This is a genomic window from Rhizobium sp. BK456 (genome assembly GCF_014194045.1).
In the GTDB taxonomy this organism is placed as follows: domain Bacteria; phylum Pseudomonadota; class Alphaproteobacteria; order Rhizobiales; family Rhizobiaceae; genus Rhizobium; species Rhizobium redzepovicii.
In genome coordinates this window covers 239192-251145 of sequence record NZ_JACIAO010000007.1, presented here as the reverse complement: position 1 = coordinate 251145, position 11954 = coordinate 239192, and the positions used below count along the sequence as shown (strand labels likewise).

8 protein-coding genes and 2 pseudogenes are annotated in these 11954 nt (G+C 61.6%); 6 read left to right on the top strand and 4 right to left on the bottom strand.

What is annotated here, in order from left to right; genetic code table 11:
* The first annotated feature begins 4 nt into the window (after window positions 1-4).
* Both FHX03_RS20955 and FHX03_RS20950 read left to right on the top strand, forming a co-directional pair.
* Window positions 5-1150, top strand: a complete 1146-nt coding sequence (locus FHX03_RS20955) for an ABC transporter ATP-binding protein (protein WP_183855269.1) — start codon at window positions 5-7, stop codon at window positions 1148-1150.
* A gap of 13 nt (window positions 1151-1163) precedes the next feature.
* Window positions 1164-3296: a beta-galactosidase gene (locus FHX03_RS20950; RefSeq protein ID WP_183855267.1), complete on the top strand. Its 2133-nt coding sequence runs from the start codon at window positions 1164-1166 to the stop codon at window positions 3294-3296.
* Between the two features lie 301 nt (window positions 3297-3597).
* On the opposite strand, the gene FHX03_RS20945 is transcribed toward FHX03_RS20950, so the two are convergent.
* On the bottom strand, window positions 3598-4779 hold the full coding sequence (locus tag FHX03_RS20945) for an MFS transporter (protein ID WP_097626010.1): 1182 nt from the start codon (window positions 4777-4779) through the stop codon (window positions 3598-3600).
* Between the two features lie 156 nt (window positions 4780-4935).
* Entirely contained in the window at window positions 4936-5952 is a 1017-nt protein-coding gene (locus tag FHX03_RS20940; protein WP_097626009.1) for a zinc-dependent alcohol dehydrogenase family protein, read from the bottom strand.
* A gap of 149 nt (window positions 5953-6101) precedes the next feature.
* On the opposite strand from FHX03_RS20940, the gene FHX03_RS20935 reads away from it, so the two are divergent.
* Window positions 6102-6998, top strand: a complete 897-nt coding sequence (locus tag FHX03_RS20935) for a LysR family transcriptional regulator (RefSeq protein WP_097626008.1) — start codon at window positions 6102-6104, stop codon at window positions 6996-6998.
* A gap of 247 nt (window positions 6999-7245) precedes the next feature.
* Window positions 7246-7746: a GFA family protein gene (locus FHX03_RS20930; protein WP_097626007.1), complete on the top strand. Its 501-nt coding sequence runs from the start codon at window positions 7246-7248 to the stop codon at window positions 7744-7746.
* Between the two features lie 182 nt (window positions 7747-7928).
* Here the strand turns inward: FHX03_RS20930 and FHX03_RS20925 are convergent.
* Both FHX03_RS20925 and FHX03_RS20920 read right to left on the bottom strand, forming a co-directional pair.
* Window positions 7929-8089: pseudogene (locus FHX03_RS20925) on the bottom strand (transposase); the annotation flags it as partial.
* Window positions 8090-8193: 104 nt separating this feature from the next.
* Window positions 8194-8796 (bottom strand): hypothetical protein, encoded by a 603-nt coding sequence (locus FHX03_RS20920; protein ID WP_097626006.1) that lies wholly within the window; start codon window positions 8794-8796, stop codon window positions 8194-8196.
* 65 nt (window positions 8797-8861) lie between these two features.
* Here FHX03_RS20920 and FHX03_RS20915 point away from each other — a divergent pair.
* Window positions 8862-9035 (top strand): annotated as a pseudogene (locus FHX03_RS20915) (dihydrofolate reductase family protein); the annotation flags it as partial.
* Between the two features lie 121 nt (window positions 9036-9156).
* A complete protein-coding gene (locus tag FHX03_RS20910) occupies window positions 9157-11940 on the top strand; it encodes an EAL domain-containing protein (RefSeq protein WP_183779565.1) in 2784 nt (927 codons plus the stop codon).
* Window positions 11941-11954 lie beyond the last annotated feature (14 nt).

Sequence of the window (11954 nt, the reverse complement as noted above, 5' to 3'; positions counted from 1 at the left end):
GGACATGACCAGTCTCGAACTCCGTGAGATCAACAAGAATTACGGCAGCTATCATGCGTTGCGCGGCATCGATCTTTCCGTGGCGCAAGGCGAGTTCATCGTCATGGTCGGGCCGTCGGGCTGCGGCAAGTCCACGCTTTTGAAATCGATCGCCGGCCTGGAGGAGATTTCCTCCGGCCAGATCCTGATCAATGGCCGCGACGTCAGCAAGCAGGAACCGGGTGATCGCGGCATCGCCATGGTCTTCCAGTCCTATGCGCTCTATCCGCATATGACGGTGGCGGAGAATATGGGCTTCGGCCTGCGCATGGCCAAGCGCCCGAAGGCCGAGATCGACGTGGCCGTTGCACGCGCCGCCAAGATCTTGAGGATTACCGATCAGCTCGACAAGCGCCCGAAGCAGCTTTCTGGTGGCCAGCGGCAGCGTGTGGCGATCGGCCGGGCGATCACCCGCTCGCCCGAGGTCTTCCTGTTCGACGAGCCGCTGTCGAACCTCGATGCGGCGCTCCGCACCCAGATGCGCGTCGAATTGAGCAGCCTGCATGCCGAACTCGGCGCCACCATGGTCTACGTCACCCACGACCAGGTGGAGGCGATGACCATGGCAAGCCGCATCGTCGTGCTGAACCAGGGGATCATCGAGCAGGTCGGCTCGCCGTTGGAGCTTTACCGCAACCCCGACAATCTTTTCGTCGCCGGCTTCCTCGGCGCGCCGCGCATGAATTTCCTCGGCGTCACCGTCGACGACGTGTCGGGCCGCAATATCACCGTTTCGGCACCCGGCCTCGTGCCGGTGACAGTGGAGCTGGCGCAGCCGTCGGCGCTTGGAAAAGGCGCCAGCCTGACGCTCGGCGTTCGTCCGGAGACGATATCGATCGTCACCGATGCCAGCCAGGGCGGGGCGATCGAAGGTGATGTCCGGCTGGTCGAGCATCTCGGCCGCGAAACCATTCTCTATGTCGACGCGGGCAATATGCGAACCATCGCCTCGGAGAGCGGCACCGGCCACATCACCGTGCAGCTCAGCTACGTCGCGCCCTTCGCCGCTGAGCAGAAGGTGGCGCTGAAGCTCGATGCCAGCGAGCTTTATCTCTTTTCATCCGAAGGCGGCCGCACGATCAGCGCCCGCAAGACCATTCTCGACAGATAAGGAAAGACCCACCGTGTCCGATAAGACCCTCTCCGTATGGAACCCCGTCAAGACCGACCGCTTCCTCGTCGGCGCCCCGCACTATCCCGAGCATGTCGATGAAAGCTATTGGGAACGCGACGCCGAGCGCATGGCCAAAGCCGGCTTCAATGTCGTCAGAATGGCAGAATTCGCCTGGCACATTCTCGAGCCGAAGCTCGGTGCTTTCGATTTCGATCTGTTCGACCGTGCCATATCACTGCTCGGGCGTTACGGCATCGATACGATCATGTGCACGCCGACGGCGACGCCGCCGCGCTGGCTGACCGCAGCCCACCCTGAAATTTTAAGGGTGGACGGCAAGGGCCGGCCGATGAGCCACGGCTCGCGCCAGCATTGCGACACGGCAAGCCCTGTTTTCCGCGAGCACAGCAAGCGCATCACCAAGGCGATGGCCGAGCACTACCGCGACAATCCGCATGTCGTGGGATGGCAGACCGACAACGAGCTGAACACCAGCATGCCGGAGAGCTTTTCCAAGACGACGCTAAGTGAATTCCAGGCCTTCCTCGCCGATAAATACGGCGAGATCGCCAAGCTCAACCGGGCCTGGGGCGGCGATTTCTGGGCGACGGCCTATGACGGCTTCGATCAGGTGGTGCTGCCGATCGAGTTCGGCCCGACCTTCCCGAGCCCCGGCCATCTGCAGGATTACCACCGCTTCCTCGCCTTCTCCACCGCGCGCTTCCAGCACGATCAGGTGGAAATCCTCAGAGCCGTCAAACCCTCCTGGTTCGTCTTCCACAATCTCGGGGGCTTGAGGGATATCGATTTCCGCGGGCAGTTCAGCAAGGATCTCGATTTCGTCGGCTACGACATCTATCCGATGCTCTATGACGAGTTCCAGCGGCTCGGCAACCACGCCAAGGTGCAGGCGCTGCACCTCGATATCTGCCGCGGCTTCTCCGGCAATTACATCGTTCCCGAGCAGCAATCGGGTTTCGGCAGCCAGCCGGGCTTCTGCACGCTGACGCCGGAGCCGGGCGAGTTGCGCCGCATGGCGCTCTCCTCGGTCGCCCACGGGGCTGACGGCTTGATGTTCTTCCGCTGGCGCCCGGCCCATTTCGGCGCCGAGATCTACTGGATGGGCATCATCGATCATGACGATATCGGCCGCCACCGCTATGAGGAGGCCAAGCGCTTCGCGACCGAGATGATCGCGCTGCAGCCGAAGATCCTCGGCACCTATGTGCGCATGGATGTCGGCATCGCCGGCTCCGATTTCGACAATCAGGAAGCCCACAAGACCTATCCGATCGGCCTGCCGAGCCCGCAGGACGACGCGATCCTGATGCATCAATATTGCTACGATCGCGGCATCGCCTGCGGTTTCATTCATCCCGAAGACGATCTTTCCAGGCTGAAACTTTTCTATGTCCCGCATTGGGTGATGTGGAAGGATGAATGGACGGCCAAGCTCGAAGCCTTCGCAGCCTCAGGCGGCACCGTCGTCATCGGCGCCCGCACCGGCACCCGCGACGAAGACAACCACGTCATCCGGCAAACCGCGCCGGGCACCGCGCTGTCTAAACTCACCGGCGTACGCGTCGAAGATTTCGGCCGTCTTACCGCCCCCGGCGCCAACGGCCTGTTCGACGTGATGGAGCGCTCCGGCGGTCTCGTCATCCCGCCGAACAAACCGGCCGAATCCCAGCGCCGCCAACGCCGCTTCAAGATCGGCAACCGCGAAATCACCGCCGGCCACTTCTATGAAAACCTCACCGTCGATAGCGACGTCGAAGTGATCGCCGCCTGGTCGAACCGCTATGCCGAGGGCTGGGCAATGGCGACCGCCCGCAAGGTCGGCAAGGGGCAGGTGGTCTATCTCGGCACCTATCTCACGCCTGAGTTGACCGAAGCGCTGACCGAACGCCTCTTCCCCCAGGCAGGCATCGAACCGCTGGTCGGCGGCCTGCCCGAAGGCGTGGAGGTGACGATGCGGATGAATGACGAGCGGCGGCTGCTGTTTGTGCAGAACTATACGGACCAGCCGGCGACGATCGGCGGCGTGCCGGCCGGGCGAGATCTGCTGGATGGGGGGAAGGCGGTGAAGGGGAGGCTGGAGCTTGAGGGGTATGGCTGTGCGATTGTGGAGTTGGAGGGGTGAGGCGAGGGCGCATAGAACGGTGATAATGGAGGGTGTGCCGTGTGGCCCCCTGATCCGACCCTGCGGGCCACCTTCTCCCCGCTGGGGAGAAGAGGGGAGAATCCCGCTTCGCCTGGACTCCATTGAATGGAGTGCCTCAGAAGAATCGGGTTCGTTGGACAATGTCGGCGCGCCTTGCTCCCTCTTCTCCCCAGCGGGGAGAAGGTGGCCCGCAGGGTCGGATGAGGGGGGCACACGGCACGCCGGCGCTTACATAAGTCCAACCAATATACGGCGACGCCGTGTTTTAGGCGGCCACCGCCTAACGTCTCAACCCCCGCGTCACCCCAACCGCAGTCACCGCCGAACCCAGCATGGTCACCGCACTCAACACAAACGGGCTCCACCAGCCGACATGATCGAACAACAGACCGCCGGCGAATGCCCCTGAAGTGATCGCAAACTGAATGAGGGCGACAAACCAGGCGCCGGCTTCCTCCAGATGGTGCGGGACTGTCCGGGTCATCCAGGTCGTCCATGCCGCCGGCACCGGCGTCGTCAGCAAGCCCCAGAAAAGCAGCAAGCCGGCCGTCGCGAAGGCGAAGGGGCCAAGGCCGACGAGCGCCAGGGCCACGGTCACCAGCACCGCCGGAAACCCGATGAGCACGTGGGCCATGTGAGAGCGCAGCATGGAGGGGATCAGCGAGGTTCCGGCGAGGCCGGCAAGGCCGATTCCGAGGAGCACCAGCGAGAGCGTGTTCACGCCGAGATGGGTGATGTCTTCGAGAAACGGCCTGAGATAGGTCGAGAGCGCGAATTGCCCCATGAAGAACAGGATCATCGCCGTCATGCCGAGGGCGAAAGTGCGGTTGCCCATCAGGCTGAAGGTCCTGCCGAGCGATCCGCTTTGGCCACCCGGCATCCGGGGCAGGGCGATGGCTTGCCAGATGAAGGCGATAATGCCGATCGGCACGACGATGAAGAAGGCGCCGCGCCATCCGACAAGGCTGCCGAGGAAGCTTCCAAGCGGTGCGGCGATCACTGCGGCGAGCGCGCTTCCGCCTTGCAGCATGGCCAGCGCCTTCGGCACGTCGGGACCGGAGGCGATGCGGGCGATGATCGCCGTCGCCAAGGACCAGTAGCCGCCGATCGACACGCCGATGAGCGCGCGGCCGACCATGAATATGAGGTAATTGGGGGCAAAGGTGACCGCCAGGCCCGACGCCAGGAGCACGACGGTGTAGCAGAGGATCACCAGTCGTCGGTCGAAACGCGCAAACAACACGTTGCTGAACAAGGCGGTGATGACGGCGAAGAAACCGGAGATCGAGATCGCCTGACCTGCCTGGCCGGCGGTGCTCGCCAGTTCGTCGGCGATCGGGGTCAGCAGGCTTACCGGCATGAATTCCGACGCGACGAGCACGAAGGAGGTCAGCATCATGCAGATGACCGCACTCCACGGCGTCGTCTTGGCTTCGATTTTCATGTCGTAATTGATGTCCATCGGGCTGTCCCTTCTAAGCGGGGTTGTTCATGGCGCCGGGCGACGGCTGCGCGTCGCCGTTCCGGCGACCAGGGTCGCGCCGACAAGCCATGCCAGCGTCGTCGATTTCGAAATCTCGGACGGCTAAGTTTCGGGGGGTGATCCGGAAACCGGACGTCACATTCGCAGAAGCGTCTTGATCGCCGAGCGCTCGTCCATTGCCTTGTAGCCTTGGGCGACATCGGCGAGCGGCACTTCGAGGTCGAAGACCCTTCCGGGGTTGATCTTGCGCGACAGGATGAGATCGATCAGGTGCGGCAGGAAGCGGCGAACCGGGGCAGGGCCGCCCAACAGGTTCTTCTGTGCGAAGAAAAGCATCTGTCCGTCGAGACTGACGCCATGGGGAACGCCGACATAGCCGATCGAACCGCCGGGGCGGCAGGCATTGATCGCCTGCATCATCGACTCCTCAGTGCCGACGCATTCCAGCACCGAGTCCGCGCCGACTCCGTCAGTCAATTCCTTGACCCTGGCGACACCCGCGTCGCCGCGCTCGGTGATGATGTCGGTCGCCCCATATTCGAGCGCCAGTTCCTGGCGCTGCTTGTGGCGGCTCATCGCAATGATGCGGCCGGCGCCAAGCTGTTTGGCCGCGAGCACGCCCATCAGGCCGACCGCGCCGTCGCCGACCACGACCGCCGTGCATCCCGGCGTGACCCGCGCGGCATCGGCCGCATACCAGCCAGTGCCAAGGACATCCGAAGCCGCGAGCAAGCTCGGGATCAGGTCGTCGGACGGCATGGTGTCGGTTGCGACCAGTGTGCCGTCGGCCATAGCGATCCGGGCATAGGGAGCCTGCGCGCCCGACATGAATTCGCGATGTTCGCATGACGACTGGAAGCCATAGCGGCAATGCGGGCAGGTGTTGTCGGACAGGCAGAACGAGCCGACCACGAACTGGCCGGGCCGGACGGTCCTGACCTCGCTGCCGACCTCGACGACCACGCCGCAATATTCGTGACCCATGTGCTGCGGGGCATTCACCGGTTGAAGGCCTCGATAGGGCCAGAGGTCGGAGCCGCAGACACAGGACGCCGACAGCTTGATGATCGCGTCGGTGGGTTTCTCGATTTTCGGTTCCGCGACTTCCTCGCAGCGGATATCGCCGGGGGCGCGAAGGACGGTGCCGAGCATGGTCATCTCCTGTCCGGGCGGAATGCCCGTCTCATTCTTTGGGAGATGGATAGCACCATTCGATAACTCCGATTAGCCGTTGCAATTTGCATGGACTTATCGAAATCGGCTATTAATGGCGTCGGATCGGAATGACTGGAGATATCGCCGTGGCCCGCGAGAATTTCAATGAACTGCTGCTCTTCCTGGCGGTGGCGGAGGAACGCAGCTTCACCAGGGCCGCGGCGAAACTGGGGGTCGCGCAATCGACGCTGAGCTACGCCGTGAAGGAACTCGAAGCGCGCATGGGGTTGCGGCTTCTCACCCGCACGACGCGGAGCGTGGCGACGACAGAGGCCGGCGAGCGTCTCCGGCAATCGCTTGCACCGCGCATTTCCGAAATCGAGGCGGATATCGCGGCATTGATGGCCTATCGCGACAAACCGGCCGGCACCGTCAAGATCACCCTTTCGAACCACGCGATGGAAAGCGTGGTCTGGCCGAAGCTCGCCCCCGTCCTTGGGGAATATCCGGATATCAAACTGGAACTCAGCGTCGACAACAGCTTCCGCAACATCGTCGAGGATGGCTTCGATGCGGGCGTGCGTCTTGGCGAGAGCCTGGAGAAGGACATGGTCGCGGTGCGGATCGGGCCGGACTGGCGGCTGGTGGCCATCGCTTCCCCTGACTATTTCAAGACAAGAGCGGTGCCGACGACACCGCAGGAGCTCATGCATCACAACTGCATCAACAGGCGTCTCGACCGGGTGGGCGGACTGTACGCCTGGGAATTCGAAAAGAACGACGAGGAGGTCCGGGTGAGGGTGGAGGGCCAGTTCACCTTCAACACCGATCGCGAAATGGTCGCCGCAGCCCTTCAAGGCTACGGCATCGCCTTCGTTCCGGAAAGCTATATCGAAACGCATATCGCGGAAGGGCGTCTCCAACTCTTCCTCGAAGACTGGACCCCCAAATTCGCCGGCTATTACCTCTACTACCCAAGCCGTCGGCAGAACCTCCCGGCCTTCTCCGTCATCGTCGATGCGCTTCGAGAGAGAAATCTCTAGCTCCGTCACACCCGCCCCGTCCTTCGAGGGCCCTGCGGGCACCTCAGGATGAGGTCGGAGAGAGGTTGCGGTACTCTCCAAGGCTCCTCGTGCTGAGGCGTGTAGCCCGAAAGGGCGGAGCCTCGAAGCACCCTCCAACGCTGCTTCTTGCATTCGCCGAACTGCAATCTCCGGCCAGGCTGGACGATCAAAAAACGACAACCTAAAAGAGATGAAGCCCAACCCACCTCTTGAAGGAGGAGAAAAAATGAAACGCATCGAGATGCAGCTCAGCGGCGGCTGCCAGTGCGGTGCCGTGCGCTACCACGCAACCGCGATGTTCGACAATTCGCATCTCTGCCATTGCCGCATGTGCCAGAAAGCCTCGGGAAACATCTTTGCCGCGCTCGTTGCTGCGCCCGATGATGTGCTCACCTGGACACGCGGCAAGCCGGGCATTTGGAAGAGCTCGGAGCTTGTCGAGCGCGGCTTCTGCGCCAATTGCGGCACGCCCTTGTTTTTCCACCACCTCGAAAACGGCCGCACCAACCTGATGATCGGTTCGCTCGACGACCCAAACCTCTTCCCGCCGCATGCCAATACCTGCACCGAGAACATGGTGGTATGGTTCGATACGATCACCGGCATCGAAAATACCGGCGCGACCGAAACCAACGGCGCCGACTGGGCTGCGGCGATCAAAGAGAGCAACAACCAGCACCCCGATCACGATACCAACTCATGGGCGATGAGGGGGCGTGAAGGCTGAGGCTATTGCGGCAGCCCTCGTGCTTCGAAGCTCTTGGGAAGTCCACGTTTTAAGCGATTATTCCGCTATCGTATTGCAGTATCATGTTGTCGAGCTAGGCATAAGCGGTGCCAAATTGGTGCCAAAGTGCATTGTTTCCGCTGCGTGTTCTCGTCTTCCAGCGTCTTCAGCCGCTTGGCTTAGGATACGTCCATGCCGCCGAATTTTGCCATCCATTTATAGATGCTGGCATCACTGACGCCCTGCTTGCGGCAAAGCTCCGAGACCGGCGTGCCGTTCGCAGGCTCACTGTGCTCCTTCAGAACGGCGATGATCTGTTCGTCTGTGAACGATTGCGCTTCATTCCCTGGTCCTCTCAATGGGCCAGAGCTGACCTCAAAATGGATTATTCCAATGGGGCAAGGTCACGCCCAGCGGGCTTTCTGGGATGATAGAGTGGACATTCCCCTAGTTGCCCCAGCCGATTTGGAATCGATCAAATCGAACCTCGCTCAATGGCTGGTTGGAGGCGTTCAGCCTCACCGAACGAAGAACGAGATGAAGCTCGGGGGAATAGTATTGTTCGAAAATAATCGGAGGCAATTCCGTCAGTTCCAGACGGCTGTTGATGGCCCAGACTTTGTAGGAACAAGATGCAATAGTTTCCTCTCCCAAGCCGTCGAACCTCATGAAGGTCGTGCCCGAAACGGATTTTTTGCCATTGATGAAAAGCGTGGTGTCTGATTGCCAGTTCTTCTTCTGGGGTAGATCGTCTAACGCAATCGCATTCGCGTATTTCAGCTCATGCGTCCCGCTGGCACTCACTCTCTTTTCGACGAGCAAGGGGTGCAGATATACAGCCGAGACTGGCTGCAGCGAACCGTCGCGCTCCACCAGCCGTTGTTCGGTTAGACCCGGGCCGTTCGGCTTGTAGAATACGGAATAGAAAGGCGCCTCTCTGGTCATCAGCACGCCCTGTTTGGTCTCATTGGCGGTTAAGCAATTGCCAAAGGCTGGTACCGCCAATGTTATTCCAACCAGTAGCGACAAATTTCTTAGCAAGATGGACATCCTAGATTCCCCTCATCCAAGTCCGCTACCACCGTGCTTGGGTGAAATTGGGGAGATCTAGTCTAGTCGTCGGCCCGGGGCTCGCCCACAGCCTGACCGAACTTGGCCTGATCGACGCGTATCGGATCTGCCTGCATCCGGTCGTGGTGGGGCAGGGGAAGTCCTATTTCGCGGGGCCTCGCCCTCCGCGTCAGTCGAAAATCCATTCACCATACCAAGACACCCGCGATAAACCCTAATCTCACAACCCCACGCCCAACCCTCCCAAACACCGGCATTTCCGCACTCGTCGCCCGCCCATTTCAACCTTCCTTAAGCGACCGCTGATTAGCGTGCCCTCTGAAATCGAGGGCCTCTTCCATGTTTACCGTTCTGACGTGCGTTACCGACCAGCATGATCTCACGCTGGTCGGGCTTGCGGGTCTGATCTGCTTTCTCGCCAGCCATTGCGCGCTCGTTCTGCTGCATCGGGCGACCTTATCCGATGGCGCGGTTCGGTGGGTGTGGCTAGCGACAGCGGGGGCGGCGGGTGGTTTCGGCATCTGGGCCACGCATTTCATCGCCATGCTGGCCTACGACCCCGGCGTCGTCGTCGGTTATCATGCCGGATTGACGCTGATCTCGCTCTTGGTCGCGATCGTGGCGACCACGGCGGCAGTTGCCGCCAAGATCGCCTATGACAGATGGGTGGCGAACGTCCTGGCGGGCGTGCTCTTCGGCGTCGGTATCTGGTCTATGCATTTCGCCGGCATGTTGGCGATCGAATTCCCCGGTGAAATCTCGTGGGATACGGGCTTCGTGACGGCCTCAGTCGTTCTCGGCGTGGCGTTTTCGGTCGCGGCCTTTCGATTTGCCGGCCGGAGCGGCCGGTCGACTTTGGGTAAGCTGGCGCCGACAGTTCTCCTGACACTTGGTGTCGTTGCCCTGCATTTCACCGCAATGGCGGGGATCACGGTCATTCCCGGGATCACTGCGCTCAATCCCGCCATGCTTCTTTCGCCGGCGCTGATGGCGGTGACGATCGCAGCCGTCACCATTTCGCTGCTGGCGGCGGGTTTTGCGGCCGCGATCTTCGCCGTGCGCTCGCAGGCCAAGACGGCCGGGGCGGAGCGCAACTTCAAGCTCCTGGTGCAGGGAGTGACCGACTACGCGATCTACATGCTCGATCCGGATGGCAAGGTCAGCAACTGGAATGCCGGCGCCCAGCGTGCCAAGGGCTATAGCGCCGACGAGATCGTCGGCAAGGATTTCTCGCTGTTCTATTCTGAGGAAGATCGCCGCAAAGGCCTGCCGCAGCGGGCGCTTCGAACCGCCCGCAGTGAAGGCAAGTTCGAAGCCCAGGGATGGCGTTACCGCAAGGACGGCTCCTCCTTCTGGGCTCATGTCGTCATCGACCCGATCTATGACGAGGCCGGCGAACTGATCGGCTATGCCAAGATCACCAAGGATAACAGCAAGCAGAAGGACGATGCCGACCGGATCGAGGAGGTCACCCGCAATCTCGACGTCGCGCTCGAAAATATCGGGCAGGGCATCTGCATGTTCGACAGGGACGAGCGCCTGCTGCTTTGCAACAAACGCTATCTGGAAATCTTCCGGTTCCCCGAGGGATCGGTGCGTCCCGGCATGATCTACCGTGAGATCGTCGACATCGGCTATGCCGCCAATACGGAGGATCCCGGCGAGGCGGCCGCGCGGGCCGAGGCGCATTATACCAGGAACATGGCGCTGATCAGATCAGGCGCCGGCAGCGCGGTTCACAAATATCCGAGCGGCATATCCATCCAGCAGAATGTCAACATGCTGCCCAATGGCGGCTGGGTCGTCACCTTCGAAGACATCACCGATCGCCTGAAATCCGAGGAGCAGGTTGCCTTCCTTGCCAAGCATGACGGCCTGACGGGCCTGCCGAACCGGCTACAGTTCGGCGAGAGCGTCTCCGAGGAAATGATGATCGCCGACCGGGTGAGGGGCAATGTCGCCGTCATCGGCATCGATCTCGACAAGTTCAAGGAGATCAACGACCAGCACGGGCACGGCACCGGCGACAAGGTGCTTGTCGAGCTGGCGCGGCGTCTCGATGAAGCGCGGCAGGAGGGCGAGTTCATCGCCCGGTTCGGCGGAGACGAGTTCGCCGCGACCAAGCGCTTCGATGAGCTGAGCGCGCTCCACGATTTCATCGCACGGCTGGAAGGCGCGCTCACCGAGACGGTCACGATCGACGGCTTCGAGATCAAGACGGGCGCCAGCCTCGGCGTGGCGGTTTATCCGAGCGATGCGGCCGGAGTCGACGGCCTTCTCGCCAATGCCGACCTTGCCATGTACCGCGCCAAACAATCCTTGCTGCAGAAGGTCTGCTTCTACGAGGCCGCCATGGACGAGCATGCGCGCCGCCGCCGTTCGCTCGCCAAGGACCTCTGGGCCTCGATCGACCGCAGCCAGCTGCATCTGCACTATCAGGTGCAAAAATCGGTGCGGACGGGCGAGATCACCGGCTACGAAGTTCTGCTGCGCTGGCGCCATCATGAACGCGGCAACATCCCGCCCATGGATTTCATCGGCCTTGCCGAGGAATGCGGCGCGATCCTCCCGATCGGCGAATGGGTTCTCAGGGAAGCCTGCCGCGAGGCGGCGAGCTGGAACAACAACCACAAGATCGCCGTCAACCTTTCGCCGATTCAGCTCGGCCATGCCGATATGGCCGCCGTCATATCGGAGATCCTTGCGGAAACCGGCCTGAACCCGCGGCGTCTCGAAATCGAGATCACCGAAAGCTCGATCATCGTCGACAAGGATAAGGCCTTGCGGACGATGCGGCAGATCAAGGCGCTCGGCGTGTCGATCGCCATCGACGACTTCGGCACCGGCTATTCCTCACTGGAAACGCTGCGCTCCTTCCCGTTCGACAAGATCAAACTCGACAAGAGCTTCATGGCCGAGGTCGAAACCAGCCCGCAATCAAAGGCGATCGTCCGCGCCATCCTGGCCCTTGGCCGCAGCCTTGAGGTGCCGGTGCTGGCGGAGGGCGTGGAAACCCAGGCGCAACTCGACACGCTCTTGGAAGAACAATGCGACGAGGCGCAGGGTTATCTGCTTGGCAAGCCGCAGGCGATGGGCGAGCCGGCGGTTGAGAAGGCCGCTTGACCGAAGGGTTCTAT